Below are 14,480 nucleotides of genomic sequence, written 5' to 3' on the forward strand. Positions count from 1 at the left end.
ATAATTGACGACGCTGTCGTAAATTATTCAAAGAATTCATTTAGAGGAGTCTTTAGTAACAGAAATGAAAGAAGAAAAGAAATTGGGACTTATGTCCCTGATACTGATGATTTTTACATCAGTTTATGGTTTTAATAACATTCCAAGATCATACTATTTGATGGGCTATGCAGCTATTCCTTGGTTTGTTATAGCAGGTATTTTGTTTTTTATACCTTTTGCTTTTATGATTGCAGAATTTGGATCTGCTTTTAGAAATGAGACAGGTGGAATGTACTCTTGGATGTGCAAATCCGTAGGTCCCAAATATGCATTTATTGGAACACTTATGTGGTACACCTCATACGTACTTTGGATGGTAAACGTATCATCCGGTATCTGGGTGCCTGTATCAAACATCCTTTTTGGTGAGGATAATACAGCAAGCTGGTCACTTTTTGGCTCACAGTTTTTATCCGGTTCAAGATTGCTTGGACTTATGGCTGTTATTTTTTTCATCATTATTACCTATTTTGATTCAAAGGGCCTTGACAAGATCAGCACTGTAACATCTATCGGTGGTACAGCCGTTCTTACAATCAATATCTTAGTAGTTGTTGGTTCGATTGTTATGATCATTGCACGCCATGGACAGTTTGAGCAGCCATTCGCAGGTCTTGAGTCTCTTAAGACTCCGCTCAATGTATCTTACCAGGGTAGTCCGATCATGATTTTGTCCTTTATTGTATATGCTCTTTTTGCATATGGCGGAATCGAAGCAGTAGGTGGTTTTGTAGACAAGACTGAAAACCCCAAAAAGAACTTCCCTTTGGGAATTGTGTCAGCAGCACTTGTTATAGTTGTTGGATATGCTCTTTTGATCATGTTAGTTGGTTCTTTTACAAATTATAGTGATATTCTCGGATCGGAAGACATCACACTTGGTAATGTTTCATATGTGATCATGTCCAATTTTGCTGCATCATTCGGTAAAGCGTTTGGTGCATCACAGGCTGCGCAGGTTGCTCTTGCTCACGGCTTTGCCAGAGTATATGCACTTATCATGCTCCTTGCGCTTATGGGTGCTATGTTTACACTGGTTTATTCTCCATTAAAGCAGCTTATCGAGGGTACGCCCAAGGAGCTTTGGCCAGGAAAAATAGGCGAGATCTCAGAGGATGGCATGCCCAAGAATGCGATGTGGTTACAGTGTACAATTGTCTGCATTATGGTACTTTTAGTATCTTTTGGTGGCAACACAATGCAGCAGTTTTTTGTTATTTTGACGGCTATGGTAAATGTAGGAATGACAGTCCCTTACATGTTTATTTCTTTTGCTTTCCCTAAGTTCAAAAAAATGAAGGGCCTTGACAGAAGCTTTGTTATTTTCAAATCGCAAGCTTCAGCAAATATCTGGGGATATGTAGTAACACTTACTCTTTTCCTTGCAAATGCATTTGCTATCATCCAGCCGGCATTAGATGGCGATTTCAAGACTACATTTTGGTCACTTGGCGGTCCTGTAGTATTCGGATTAGCTGCTTGGATCATATATACAAACTATGAAAAGCGGCTTGCAGCTGATACGAAAAATGACTTGGAAAATAAACGTGCCAGCTAAAAAAATTATTTTCCATTATTGCCTTTCGTTCGTATAAAAGAATATAAAACGATAACGAGGGGGTTAATACCAATGGAAAATTTAAAAAACATACTAAGAAATGAAAGTAAAAACTCTGAATTGGGTGATACTACAACAAAGACCAATAGTGTAGCGCTTGAGAAAACGCTTGAATCTATCGGCGCTTTGTCTGCTGTATCAAACATAAGGAAAAGTTCCTTGTTTTTACTTAAGCAGTGTGCGTTTTCCAGTATGACTTGAGCGAAAAGCTTAATAATTTTGAGGATTTACCTTATATAGACTCTGATGATACATATCAATATGGCATCAGAGTCTTTTATTGCATATAATAAAAAGATGTATAAAACGAATATTTAGGAGAATTACAAGCTGTAATAAGAGGAGTACGTTTATGAAAAAAAGATCTATCAGACTGGCAGCTATATCTACAGCTGCTGTGATGTTACTGAGTGCCTGCACCAGCACAGGAAATGTAGTAAATGAAGATGGTGCATCGGGAGTTTCTATTGAGGCAATTGCAGATACCTCTAATGCAGAAAACAAGTCAGGCAGTGATACAGCTACAACATTCCCGGTAACTGTTGTTAATCACCCTATTTCTTCGTCTCAGGACGGTAAGGTTCTTTGCACTGGAAGCTATCCGGAAATAGTCCTGTCAGATGAGTATAAAGAAAAATATCCAAAGCTCTCTGAAAACATAAATAATTACAATGAAACCAATAGTTTCGGAGCAACTAGTAACATTTCCGAATATGCCGCATGGGCACTGGAAGATACATACTATACCGAAGGCTATTTTGATACAAAAACAGCCGATATTGTAAGATTTGATGATCATCTTTTTACTATATTTGAAATTAGTAGTAGTTTTACCGGAGGCGCTCATCCGAATCATTATTCATATGCCACAAATTATGATCCTGCAACCGGTGATATTGTAAGGCTTGATAAGGTTTTAGATGATTCATCACTGCTTTATGATGGCATCAGAACAGAACTTGAAAAGAATTACCCCGGAATTATGGAAGAGGTAGACAGTTTCTATTTTCCTGAAGAAGGTCAGGATCCTGATCAGTTTGTTCAGAAACTAAGGGACGATACTTATACCTGGACAATAGATGATAAGGGATTAAACATTTTCTTTTCACCCTATGAGATTGCTTCATATGCAACAGGAGATCTTCAAGTAGTTTTATCCTCAAAAGAGTATCCTGATCTTGTAAAAGCTGATTATATGCTGGATCAGCCTCAGGATCTTGATTCTATCGTAAACCACACAGATGCTGACACAACTGAAGTTGCTCCGAGTGAGGATGAACCAGATCCGGAAAGCGTGTCTGTTTCAAACCCTACCTGGAAATATTATAAAGCTGCGGATGCTATAGTTCCAGCTGGCAACCACTTAACGCTGACCAAGACCAATGAAGAAAAATCAGACTATCTCGATAGTTATGCCTGGGCTGAGGCAAATGATCTGCAGACAGAAATGCTGACCCACGAGGATGACAACTATTTTTATAATGGAACAAACGAAGTAGAATATGCCAACTCCTTCCAGGGCATAGATATTTATGATACTGAGATGGATACAATGTATTATAGCTTTGATTTGTCTGAACTCTGCGATGGCCCTGACTATGAACAGGAGAAAGTCTCTGCTGTTCACCAGTTCATTCGATATGCCACAATAGTTGACAATATTCTATATTTAGAAATCGGTCATCTTGGCTATGCCTCTGAGGAACCTGAATCCAGCTATATTGTAGCTATAAATCTTGAAACAAATGAACTAATATTTAGAAGTGAACCTCTTGTAGCAAATGGAAGCAACTTCAAAATCGTAGATGACACGATCATATGCGGGTATGGATTTACTTCCGAGCCGGATTATATCTATCTTCTTGATAGATTTACCGGAGAAAAATATGACGCGATCAAGATAAATTCTGCAGCTGACCAGTTCCAGGTTAAAGGTGACACTTTATATGTAGCAACCTATAATACAGCTTATGAATTTACAATTACACACTGATCTACAGGCAGGTATTATGAAACAGAACACTAAAATCTACACACTTACGCATACTTTGATGCTACTCGTAGCATCTTTTTTCTGGGGGACTACTTTTGTAGCTCAGAGCCTTGGCGCAGAATACGTAGGTGCAGGAACTTACCTTGCTCTCAGGACCTACATTGGAATTATTTTTCTTTTGCCATTTGTATTGTACAGAGATAAAAAAGAAGTTAATAACTTAGGCCTCGGGCTGCAGGAGCTACAGGATAAACGCAGCAGAGAGAAACAGGCCTTTATAAAGGGCGGCATGCTGGCAGGACTTTTCATCTTCCTTGCCAGCTTTGCTCAGCAGTACGGAATTGCCTATACTTCTGTTGCCAAAGCAGGTTTTCTTACAACACTTTACGTTGTATTTGTTCCGATAATATCACTATTCTTTGGACGCAGATTCGATAATAAACTCTGGATCAGCATTGCGCTCTCTGTTTTAGGCATGTATCTGTTGTGCATGAAGGGGAGCTTTTATCTGGAAATAGGAGATGCCCTGATGATTTTATCTGCCCTTGGATTCTCAATTCAGATTCTGGCAGTTTCCAGGTATTCCAAGAGAATTGATCCTGTTAAACTGACACTTGCTCAGTTTATTATAGAAGCGATACTGGCTACAATAGTAATGTTTGTAATAGAGAAACCAGACCTGTCATCTATCTATAGCGCTCTGCCCGCCATCCTCTACGCAGGAATATTCAGTAGCGGAATAGCATATACACTTCAGGCTCTTGGGCAAAAGAACTTAAATCCGGCCATCGCATCTATTGCCATGTGCCTGGAGAGTGTATTCGGAACTCTATCCGGATGGATAGTATTGGGCCAGCAACTTTCTCTTCGCGAAGCCGCCGGATGTATTCTGATGTTCGCAGCAATCGTACTTACACAGTTCCTTGGAAATTCATAAGTGCAGATAAAAAATACTAAGAGGATTTAGTTTCAACGTATATTAAAAAGATAAATTTATCATGTGCAACATATCATCAAGCTTAGCTTTTGCATCCTCTGCAAACGGTAATTTTTCTCCTATTTCAAGCGCAGCCTTGAGATGGAATATTGCTTCAGGAATGTCCTTGGTCTCGTAGGCGATGACTCCAAGATAATACTGATATACAGTTTTGGTATACATGGAAACCCGACTGCTTTTAATATATTTTGCAATCAGATTTTTGGCCTCTTCATACCGCTGATCCTTGATTGCATCCTCGATGTTCAGATCATCTAAGGTAAGTTCAACTAAAAAGTTACTCCTGCCGGAGTCTCTTAGCCCCTCGAGACATGTTTTGTAGACAGCCGCTTTTTCATCATCTCCTATATCATGGAAATAGCCCGCCAATCGGCATAAAAGAGCTTTATTCCTGCACTGATATGGGTTTGCCGGAACTAAGCCTTCATAGTAATTCCAGGCATTTTCATAATCTTTCATAGCAAGATAAGCTACACCGATATTCATTCTATTGCGCTTAGACAATCTTCTGAATATGCTTTTCTTGCAGCGTATCAACTCGGCCTTCACATATTTTTCTGGATCGCACAGTGTGTTCATTATACCGATAAAGAAAGCTTCATGAATATAAATTACCACTATCAGCACTATTACACATACAGCAAATCCCAATATGAGCAGATGCCAATATAGTGCGTCTAATTTGTTGTAGACTTCTTCAGTAATATAATAATCATATAGCCAGTCAATTAGAGTAATCTGTCTTCTTAGGATCAAGATTGCGATAGTAACTAATGCCAAAATATAAAAAAGAAAACACTTTCTCATACTAGCGCGTCTGGCTTTCACGCATTCTTCAGGGGACAGGTTCCTATATTTGTCAGTCATTTTTTCTCCTTGGGATCACATAATAATTCATCAAACTACTATAGTATACACTCCTATCAGCAAAAATGATGCAACTCTTAGAGTGGCTAGCAGGGTTTACTATTTCTTTTAAGTGCCATAGCCAGTGGGAGAAATAGGGTACAGGAAATATCTGATTATATTCGTGAAGACAAAAGTAAAGTTTCAAAGTATTTAATAACCTTGCAGACAATGCGCCTTGTAGAAAAGAAGGTTCCTTGTGGGGAAGGAGCTGGAAGTCGTAAAGGAATATATAAACTGACGGATAACTTTTTCCGTTTTTGGTTCAGGTATGAATTTACTAATAATGCATATTACGAAATGCTTGGTGCTGATGCTGCTTCAAAAGAAATTATGGAGGGAATATCGGATTACATGGGGGGATGCTTTTGAAGGAATATCCACAGAATATTTTGTGAGAAAGGCTAAAAAGAAGGAACTCCCTTTCATACCATATCATAGGAAAATGGTGGGGGAATAATGCGCATATCAAAGCACAGGACGATGTGGACATACTTATGATAGATAAGACCGGTAAGAAAGGAATCTTTGTAGAGTGTAAATTCACAAATTCCAAAATGCCACATTCGGAGTATGAAGATTTAAAAACAGCAATGTTGGCATTTCCTAACATAGAAGAAAAGTATATATTTTTTGTTAGCAAATCAGGATATGAAAAGTCTGTGGTTAGGCATGCAGCGGAAGATGGAGCAGTATTGCTGGAACTTGATGATTTGTTTAAGATAAGCTAGAGGAATATGTGAAAGAACTCGACAACTTCAAATTTGTAGACCTAATTGAATATTGAACGTTACATAGCAGTTATCTCAATCGAGGTAGCTGCTTTTTGCTTGCTTTCAAAAAAGAAAAAAATTGTAAGTTTTGAAAGTGAGACCTGTATGAAGATTATAAATATCGTGCGAGAAAACCCCTTCCGATGAAGTCGGTTGTGGGATGAATCGCACTAGCTTTTCTTTTTGTATTTCCCCGTCTTAATGTATTTGCGTTTGTGTTCCTCTGTTCGTTGATCTTCAATGTATTTCTTGACAGTATCAAGAGAAACACTTCCGGTAGTGACACAGAAGTAACTTGCACTCCAGAAGGGTGAATCTCCCCATAGGTATTTCTCAAGGTGTGTTCTATATGTATTTCGCACTTCTTTGGACAGCTGTGATTACTTTTTTTCTGTATTTAGTCACGAAAATTACATGGTATGTGAGTTTGTATACGGAATGTGAGCCTCTTCTGTACTCGTTCAGAATATCTGATTCCAGCATCGATCTCTGCATAAATTTACTCCTTATGCAAAGAGAACATATGTTTGCACTTTTCTGAAAAGTGTGCTATAATACTAGCTATAGAATACTGCTAAGGAATTTACAACCGTGTACAGAACAAGGCAATACAGGATAAACCAAAACCACATACTCTATGATTATTGCAGGGATATCTGCAGATCATCAGCCATTCTGTACAACAGGGCAAATTTCATCTTAAGGCAGTATTCGTCTGCAGTAGATTCAATGGCTTTGTTCAAGCCTCTTTTCCCAAATCAGATGATGGTTTACAGGCTCGTTAGGGATAGCCTTTTGGGAACCAAATATCTTGGTGACAGCAAATGGCTCTCATATAATGCCCTTGATCATCTGCTAAAGGTTACAAGGGATAAGGCATACTATGCCCTTCCGTCACAGGCTAATCAGCAGATATTGAAACTTCTTCTCAGAGACTATAAGTCTTTCTTTGAAGCTGTAAAAGTATATGGCAGGAATCCTGGGGCATTTACTGGTCGCTCCAAGATGCCGGGATATATGTCACAGGGATCATTCAAGACAGCTGTCCTGACTAATCAGATATGCAGGATCAAGGATGGGTATCTAAAGTTACCGGGGACAAAGGATAGGCTGTCTCTTGGCCAGCTCCCTGAAGAAGTGTGCCTTAAGGAAGTACGTATAAAGCCCAGCGGAAACAGCTTTGTTCTGGATGTAGTCCTTTCAGTGCCTGATAAAGGGATAATCCCCATGGCTGATGAGGATATCCTCACTGAGCTTTCAGAGGTAGCGGATCTGAAGGACCTGAGGGTGATGGCTATCGATCCAGGAACAGACAACATAGCTGCTGTAGCGAACTCTTTTGGCGCAAGACCATTTGTGATAAAGGGAGGCGTGATCAAGTCAATCAACCAGTTTTACAACAAAGAGATGAAAAGACTCTCTTCCTGTGCCATGACATGTAACAACAGGTACAGGACAAGAAAGATGAATGCTCTTACTGAAAAGAGGAACAGAAGGATAAAGGATCAGTTTCATAAGGTGAGCAGACAGCTTGCAGTCCATGCAAGGGATAACCATGTAGATGTAGTAGTGATGGGACATAATACATACCAGAAGCAGGAGATAGGTATAGGACATGTCAATAACCAGAACTTTGTGCAGATACCAATGCTGATATTTGCAGACATGCTCAGATACAAACTTGCTGAATATGGTATAAAGTTTGTTCTCACGGAAGAAAGCTACACATCAAAGGCAGACTATCTTGCAAAAGACTATATCCCTGTGTATAAAAACAGTTCAGGAAACCACTTTTTCTCAGGAAAGAGGATACAGAGAGGACTTTACAGGCACTACGATGGTACAATAACAAATGCAGACATAAATGGAGCTGCAAACATTTTAAGGAAAGTATTCCCAAAGGTAAGCCAATGGGATAGGGGCATAGTGGACATGCCCTGTTCTGCAGGATGCATAGAGCATCCTACAGGTTCATGCCGCCATGCGGCATAACAGAAACCCTTTCCGACGTGGAGTCGGTGAGGGCAGTTCATTGAAGAATTTTGCAGAGTATATGGGAAGAAGGGGGTATGAAATGAATCTTAGAAAACTTGGTATATTTGGATTGATTAGCTTACTTTCATATACAGCAATGGTAGTATTTTCGCCTTTAGCGTACCCCGGATATGAATGGATGAGTATGGCAGTCAGTGATCTTACGGCAGAGGGAGCTCCTTCATTACAGTTGGCAACGAGACTTAACGCATTATTTGGACCTTGCGCTGTTGTTTCCATTATGGCAGTGTGTGTAGCAATTTCCGGAAGCAAGTCAAAACTGTTTAAGCTCGGTATATATTCGTTCGCTGGTATGGAATGGATTTGCAGCGTTGGGTATACAATGTTTCCTTGGGTTGCTGATGAACCTAATACTAATCCTCAGAATTTGTGCCATCTAATTGTTACTGTATTAGTTTTTGTTCTATCTCTTGCAGCACTTATAATGATTTCTATTAGTGCCAAGCATGAAGGCGTGAAATCTCTGGGGATATGGGCAATTGCATGTCTGTGTGCGATGGTTCTCGGACCTGTAGGAACAGGACTTTTCCCAAAGGCTGTCTTTGGTATTTTTGAAAGACTTAGTACATTTTCTGCAGTTATCTTTAATGCTGTGCTAGGAGTGTATTTATTGTCTGGAAAGTTTGACAGACAAGAGGAATAAGAACAAATGAGATGAATTCATAACTTTTATTGACTAAGACAATCGGTATTTAAGGAGAGATGTATATATGAGCAAAATTTTATTTTTGACAAGCAGCCCTTTCACAGGACGGGGACTTCCTTTTAACACGGAAAATGAATTTGTCAACCGAATGCAGAAGGCCATGCATAAGTATAATAAGGGGCTTTTCATAACTGCATCACCGGATGATTATGATGAAACAGATGGTTTTTCATTTGGAATAAAATATACGGCAGAGATTTCAGGAATGGAGTTTGAGTCTTATACAGTTTTAGATAGACGGAATCAAAACGATGCTGCGAAGTTGGTAAAGAGTAGCAATTTTATTATCTTGGGAGGAGGCCATGTTCCAACACAAAATCGATTCTTTGGTGAGATAAGGTTAAAGGAACTCCTTGAGGATTTTGATGGCGTGATTTTCGGAATTAGCGCCGGAAGCATGAATAGCGCGGAAGAAGTTTATGCACAGCCGGAACTAGATGGCGAATCATTAGATCCTAATTATGTGCGTTTCATTCCTGGATTGGGTCTTACAAAAACCAAGCTGCTTCCTCATTACCAAGATACAAAAGACAGTTGCTTAGATGGTAAAAGACTTTTTGAAGATATTACGTATCCGGATAGCATGGGGTATACTTTTATTGCAATCCCTGACGGAAGTTATCTATATTCTGAAGATGGTAAGGAAGAATTAATGGGAGAGCATTTTGTCATTAGCGATGGTGGTATTGTATGATATGCGCAAATTCAAGTTTATCTGCGCGTTAACAAAGATAATGTAGCGTCACAGAAGGTAATGATCAAAAACGGTGCCTATAGAGCAGGAGAAGATGAAGAGCATTTCTTTATGAGAATAAGAAAAACTTCACCTAAGCAGATGCAGCTTATACCGCACTTAAAGAGTATGAAAAGAATGAAAGAAAGAACGATAAACCGGAAGATAAAAAGGATATAGAAATGGTATGAATAACAAAAAGGCACTAACGCTCTATTTGGTCGGAGCATTAGGACAAATTATCGTCGTATGCGTAATTGCCTTTGTACTAAGACGATATGGAGTAGAGGTGGGGTATGCCACACCGTTAGGATGGATCATCATTGCAATTGGTGGTATTTCTTCAGCGTTATGGGGAGCCATTATTTCAATAAAATATCGAAATACAGGTTTTAAAACCGTAATCTGTGATTTCTTCAGGATAAAACAAAGCCCTCTAAATTACAGTTGGATGATTTTGTTCTTATGTTTGGATTTTCTTCCGGTTGTATTCGGAGGGAGGATATCAATAAGAGTGTGGTATCTGCCGATCATAATGTTTTTCAAGCATATAGTACTAGGTGGTATAGAAGAAATTGGCTGGAGATACTTGTTTCAACCGCTTTTGCAGGAAAGGCTGCACTACATTTTAGCTACGATAATCACATTTTTCTCGTGGGGATTATGGCATTTTTTGTTTTTTTATCTTGATGGAACACATGCTGATGTGATCCCATTTTTAATTGGTTTACTTGTAAATAGCTTTATTCTTTCAGCGTTATATGTGAAAACAAATAACCTTTGGATATGTGTAATGACGCATTCCCTGATTAATGTTTTTTCACAACTTGTAACTGGAGGTAATCAATATGTAGGCTATTTCAGTAAAGTTGTTATTATAGTAATCGCTATTATGCTTGCTACTAAAACAATTAGGAAGCTTAAACAATATATTGGGCTTTTCATACATTCGAGGATATACAATGGCAAATAAAGCATTAATTTACATTCATGGGAAAGGCGGCACAGCCTCTGCTTCAGAGCAGTTTAAGTCGTTTTTTCCAGATCATGATACATTCGGCTTTGACTATAAATCAGATAATCCGTGGGAAGCAGAAAGTGAGTTTAAAGAGTATTTCATAAGGTTATCTGAAAAATACACATCTATTACTGTTCTTGCTTCCAGTTTGGGAGCTTATTTTCTGATGATTTCCGGTGCAGGTGTGATGATCCAAAAGGCGTTTTTTGTTTCTCCTATTGTAGATATGGAGCGCTTGATACAGGACATGATGAAGTATGCAAATGTATCAGAAGATGATTTAAAAGCTAAAAGCACAATCCATCTTTCTGATGGTGCAGTCCTCTCATGGGATTATCTTGTATGGGTAAGAAATCATCCAATAGTATGGAATGTACCTACTTTTATTTTATATGGTGAAAAAGATCACTTGCAATCGTTAGAAACAATGCAGACATTTGCAGAAGCAGTAGGTGCTGATTTAACAGTAATGCTCAATGGAGAGCACTGGTTTCATACAGATGAACAAACAGAATTCAGAAATAGATGGCTGCTTGATAAGAGGAAAGGTAAAAATGAATATTGATGTAAATCTTAACATTCACTATACAGCTCCAGACTATGTTTGGGATAAGATTGGTAAAGTTTATGAATCTATGCCATACTGGGTAGGAAATGATAATGGCCCTTGTTGGAAAGGCGAAAGCGTGGATCTTTGGGCTTCTGTTGAACCAAGCGGGATACAGATTGCTGGCGAGATGCCACAAGACATCTGGGAAGAATGGTATCAAAATCTTAAAGATAAGCTCACCAATGTTCTTGGATATGATATCGGAGAGCCGGAAGATGGCTTTGAATTTAAGTATGATTGGGAGAATAGGATATGAGTGCTAATTTACTTGTTTTTGAAAAAGAAAAGGCTCCAAAACTATTTTGAGCTTAAGGAAGAGTTTCCTCCGATGAATGGAAAGTATGCTCCTGATGATGCATCTCTTGAAGCGGATCCGAATCTTGAGAAAAGACTTACGGATTACTGCATAGATGAGGATCTTATCTATATGGCTTTTGCCTGGTCAGTTGCAGATGAAGCTGGAAATAAAGTAAAAGAGCTTGCTTTTAAACACGGGCTTGGATTTTTCGATATGTTTAATGTATATCCGGATAAGGATACTATCATAGAGATACCACAGATAGCTCCTGAAGAGATTGATGAGTATTCTGATGAAGAAAAGCCAAAGAAAGGGATCTTTTTAAAACTTTTTGGAAGAAGATAAATGGAGAGAAGGCAATGAAATGTGTTAAATGTGAGTGTGAGATGATCCAGGCAGAACTTACTGGCAACAATATATATCCACTATTCCTGAAGAATAAGAGGAACGGTATCATTGATTCAGAAAAAAGGGCAGATGTTATTTGCTATGTATGCTCTGAATGCGGATATATAGAGCTTTATGCCAAGGATCCCAAAAGGCTAAAAGCTTAAAAGGACTGGCATTTAGTGGGCCAAAAGCCACTAAATGCCTTTATTTGTGTAGCATCTTTTAATAAACCCCCTGCTCTGCAGGGGGATAACAGCTGCTTCAGCTTACAGTAAAAAACCTCCCGTGATAGAATTACTTACGGTTCGCCAACCAAAGTAAAATCACAGGAGGTAGTCCAAAATGGACATGAATAGTTTATCACACACAAAATGGGAGTGTAAGTACCACATAGTATTTGCACCTAAGTTCAGGAGAAAGGTTGCATACGGTCAGATCAAGCAGGATATAGCAAATATTCTCAGTACATTATGCAAGAGGAAAGGTGTAGAAATTATAGAGGCAGAAGTATGCCCAGATCACATACATATGCTGGTAAGGATCCCGCCGAGTATGAGTGTATCAAGCTTCGTAGGCTACTTGAAAGGAAAAAGTACGCTTATGATATTTGAGAGGCATGCAAATCTCAAGTATAAGTACGGCAATAGACATTTCTGGTGCAGAGGCTATTATGTAGATACTGTAGGTAAGAATGCAAAGAAAATTGAGGAGTACATAAAGAATCAGTTAAAAGAGGATTTAGAGTACGACCAAATGACACTAAAAGAGTATATTGACCCGTTCACGGGTGAGCCGGTAAAGCAAAACAAATAAAAATGAGCCCAGGGGGCTCTGTAGGAAAATGATGTTGCGGCTGGCGAACCATTCGGCGAGTCTTTAGACTCAGTGCCGGCAACAGGCCCTTATAGGGCCAGAACAAACCACCGGCTAAGCCGGTGGTTCTGATTATGCGCAAAAACAAGCTATAGTTGTATTTAATACTTCTAGGGGAGGTTTTATGGGGAACGTTAATTTGAAAACAGATAGTAAATTACCATGGTGGAAGTTAGTTGTTGGGATTCTTGTGGCACTTTTAATTATGGTTGCCGCACAACTATTTTCGCAATTTGCCGCAATACCAGCAGATCTTTTAAAATTGCCTGTAGTAGTTGCGATAGTTTGTCAGGCTGTCGCTTATGTGGTATTAGCTTTTTTGGGGCAGAAGCTTTTGATTGAAAAGTTTTTTAAGATATCCATAGATAGTATAAGAATAAAGAAGCCTGGAATTAAGATGATTTGTATTATTACTGCTGTGTTACTTCCGGCTATTGTTATAGCAATATATATGATGATGCCAGGGGAATGGACAACGCTTACTTTATCTAACGGTGAAAAGATCAGAATAGTAGTAGGAGCACTCATTTTTCAGAGCATAGCGGCTGGAATAGTTGAAGAGTTGACTTTTAGAGGTGTTATATTTGGCTTACTTGAGAAAAAGACTAATACAGTAGCAGCGGCTGTGATTCCATCGGTGATCTTTGGTATGATCCATTTTTCTAAGGGCATGAGTTTGGTTAGTTTTATTCAGCTCGTGATTGCTGGAACTTTTGTAGGAGTTATGTTTTCATCTATCTGCGCTTATACAGATAATTTCTGGAACAACGCTTTGGTACATGCGTGTTGGAATGCCACAACTTTTGGAATAATGCATATAGATACTGCACCTAGTGGTGAAGCTCTATATACCTATGTACTTAAGACAAAATCTATGCTCATTACAGGTGGAGATTTTGGAATAGAATCATCGATTATAGCTATTATGGCTTATGCAGTGGTTATAGTGGTTTATGTTTTGTTCATTAGAAAAAAGAAGCGTGATGTAGCAAAAAACTAATGATTTTCGATACACATTGGGTATATGTATAATAGGGATTGAAAGAATGTAGGACAGTTTGTCTTCTTGTTGTAAAAATAGAGGATGACTATCTCATGGGATTTAATCATTGGAGAAAAGCTTGGGAAATATTTGGCGGTTGTCCAGAGCCGGGCGAGGATTTACGGACCACAATGATTCGTGAAGCAAAAGAGGAACTTGGGATAGATTGTGATCCGGAATGGTTGGGGCTTGCTCACTTTGAAATACAGCCAGATTACTTTAGTGATAAGATCCGAGAAGAGTATGGAGCTATTTATGGCTTATCTTTAGGAAAAGAGTATTTGTCGCAAATAGAAGAATTGCGAATCGATAGAGAAGAGATTGAAGAAATAAAGCTATTAAGAGAAATTACTTCTGGTGAAATCAGAGAACTGGACAGAAAGTTAACTGAGTTTTATTAAATACAATCGGTATTTGTAGGGGAAA

Annotated in this window: 18 protein-coding genes and 1 pseudogene; 17 read left to right on the forward strand and 2 right to left on the reverse strand. The window is 38.8% G+C overall.

Going from position 1 to position 14,480, the window contains the following annotated elements; all coding sequences use genetic code 11:
* Positions 1 to 64: 64 nt before the first annotated feature.
* The 4 genes from yjeM to BPR_RS15455 all read left to right on the forward strand — a co-directional run bounded on the left by yjeM (position 65) and on the right by BPR_RS15455 (position 4,590).
* A complete protein-coding gene (gene yjeM, locus BPR_RS15440) occupies positions 65 to 1,600 on the forward strand; it encodes a glutamate/gamma-aminobutyrate family transporter YjeM (protein WP_013282410.1) in 1,536 nt (511 codons plus the stop codon).
* Between the two features lie 72 nt (positions 1,601 to 1,672).
* The gene (locus BPR_RS15445) at positions 1,673 to 1,861 is read left to right on the forward strand and encodes a hypothetical protein (protein ID WP_013282411.1); all 189 of its coding nucleotides are present in this window, start codon (positions 1,673 to 1,675) and stop codon (positions 1,859 to 1,861) included.
* 151 nt (positions 1,862 to 2,012) lie between these two features.
* Complete coding sequence (locus BPR_RS15450; protein WP_013282412.1) at positions 2,013 to 3,653, forward strand: RsiV family protein; 1,641 nt, start codon at positions 2,013 to 2,015, stop codon at positions 3,651 to 3,653.
* 16 nt (positions 3,654 to 3,669) lie between these two features.
* Positions 3,670 to 4,590: a DMT family transporter gene (locus BPR_RS15455; protein ID WP_013282413.1), complete on the forward strand. Its 921-nt coding sequence runs from the start codon at positions 3,670 to 3,672 to the stop codon at positions 4,588 to 4,590.
* A 42-nt stretch (positions 4,591 to 4,632) separates the two neighbouring features.
* Here the strand turns inward: BPR_RS15455 and BPR_RS15460 are convergent, their stop codons facing one another.
* The gene (locus tag BPR_RS15460; protein WP_013282414.1) at positions 4,633 to 5,517 is read right to left on the reverse strand and encodes a tetratricopeptide repeat protein; all 885 of its coding nucleotides are present in this window, start codon (positions 5,515 to 5,517) and stop codon (positions 4,633 to 4,635) included.
* Positions 5,518 to 5,634: 117 nt separating this feature from the next.
* Between BPR_RS15460 and BPR_RS21115 the strand changes: the two genes are divergently transcribed.
* Together BPR_RS21115 and BPR_RS21120 are read left to right on the forward strand one after the other, a co-directional pair.
* Positions 5,635 to 5,928 (forward strand): ATP-binding protein, encoded by a 294-nt coding sequence (locus BPR_RS21115; protein WP_330367365.1) that lies wholly within the window; start codon positions 5,635 to 5,637, stop codon positions 5,926 to 5,928.
* Positions 5,929 to 5,987: 59 nt separating this feature from the next.
* Positions 5,988 to 6,287: pseudogene (locus BPR_RS21120) on the forward strand (DUF234 domain-containing protein); the annotation flags it as partial.
* A gap of 212 nt (positions 6,288 to 6,499) precedes the next feature.
* On the opposite strand, the gene BPR_RS21650 reads toward BPR_RS21120, so the two are convergent.
* Positions 6,500 to 6,691: a transposase gene (locus BPR_RS21650; protein ID WP_408606969.1), complete on the reverse strand. Its 192-nt coding sequence runs from the start codon at positions 6,689 to 6,691 to the stop codon at positions 6,500 to 6,502.
* A gap of 229 nt (positions 6,692 to 6,920) precedes the next feature.
* On the opposite strand from BPR_RS21650, the gene BPR_RS15470 reads away from it, so the two are divergent.
* The 11 genes from BPR_RS15470 to BPR_RS15525 all read left to right on the forward strand — a co-directional run bounded on the left by BPR_RS15470 (position 6,921) and on the right by BPR_RS15525 (position 14,455).
* Positions 6,921 to 8,321, forward strand: coding sequence for an RNA-guided endonuclease InsQ/TnpB family protein (locus BPR_RS15470; RefSeq protein ID WP_013282418.1), 1,401 nt, complete (start codon positions 6,921 to 6,923; stop codon positions 8,319 to 8,321).
* 82 nt (positions 8,322 to 8,403) lie between these two features.
* Entirely contained in the window at positions 8,404 to 9,027 is a 624-nt protein-coding gene (locus BPR_RS20085) for a DUF998 domain-containing protein (RefSeq protein WP_198408593.1), read from the forward strand.
* A 67-nt stretch (positions 9,028 to 9,094) separates the two neighbouring features.
* Positions 9,095 to 9,784: a Type 1 glutamine amidotransferase-like domain-containing protein gene (locus BPR_RS15485; RefSeq protein ID WP_013282420.1), complete on the forward strand. Its 690-nt coding sequence runs from the start codon at positions 9,095 to 9,097 to the stop codon at positions 9,782 to 9,784.
* Positions 9,785 to 10,010: 226 nt separating this feature from the next.
* On the forward strand, positions 10,011 to 10,796 hold the full coding sequence (locus BPR_RS15490) for a CPBP family intramembrane glutamic endopeptidase (protein WP_013282422.1): 786 nt from the start codon (positions 10,011 to 10,013) through the stop codon (positions 10,794 to 10,796).
* Positions 10,786 to 11,406: an alpha/beta hydrolase gene (locus BPR_RS15495; RefSeq protein WP_042258315.1), complete on the forward strand. Its 621-nt coding sequence runs from the start codon at positions 10,786 to 10,788 to the stop codon at positions 11,404 to 11,406. The genes BPR_RS15490 and BPR_RS15495 overlap by 11 nt, the downstream gene beginning before the upstream one ends.
* Positions 11,396 to 11,707, forward strand: coding sequence for a hypothetical protein (locus tag BPR_RS15500; protein WP_013282424.1), 312 nt, complete (start codon positions 11,396 to 11,398; stop codon positions 11,705 to 11,707). Before BPR_RS15495 ends, BPR_RS15500 begins: the two co-directional genes overlap by 11 nt.
* Positions 11,708 to 11,779: 72 nt before the next feature.
* Positions 11,780 to 12,094, forward strand: coding sequence for a hypothetical protein (locus BPR_RS15505; RefSeq protein WP_013282425.1), 315 nt, complete (start codon positions 11,780 to 11,782; stop codon positions 12,092 to 12,094).
* Between the two features lie 14 nt (positions 12,095 to 12,108).
* Positions 12,109 to 12,303 (forward strand): hypothetical protein, encoded by a 195-nt coding sequence (locus tag BPR_RS15510; protein WP_013282426.1) that lies wholly within the window; start codon positions 12,109 to 12,111, stop codon positions 12,301 to 12,303.
* Between the two features lie 178 nt (positions 12,304 to 12,481).
* Complete coding sequence (gene tnpA / locus BPR_RS15515) at positions 12,482 to 12,952, forward strand: IS200/IS605 family transposase (protein ID WP_013279565.1); 471 nt, start codon at positions 12,482 to 12,484, stop codon at positions 12,950 to 12,952.
* 184 nt (positions 12,953 to 13,136) lie between these two features.
* Positions 13,137 to 14,012, forward strand: a complete 876-nt coding sequence (locus BPR_RS15520; RefSeq protein ID WP_013282427.1) for a CPBP family intramembrane glutamic endopeptidase — start codon at positions 13,137 to 13,139, stop codon at positions 14,010 to 14,012.
* A 95-nt stretch (positions 14,013 to 14,107) separates the two neighbouring features.
* Positions 14,108 to 14,455 (forward strand): NUDIX hydrolase, encoded by a 348-nt coding sequence (locus BPR_RS15525; protein ID WP_013282428.1) that lies wholly within the window; start codon positions 14,108 to 14,110, stop codon positions 14,453 to 14,455.
* Positions 14,456 to 14,480: the final 25 nt, after the last annotated feature.

Origin of the sequence: Butyrivibrio proteoclasticus B316 (assembly GCF_000145035.1) — a bacterium.
Lineage (GTDB): Bacteria > Bacillota > Clostridia > Lachnospirales > Lachnospiraceae > Butyrivibrio > Butyrivibrio proteoclasticus.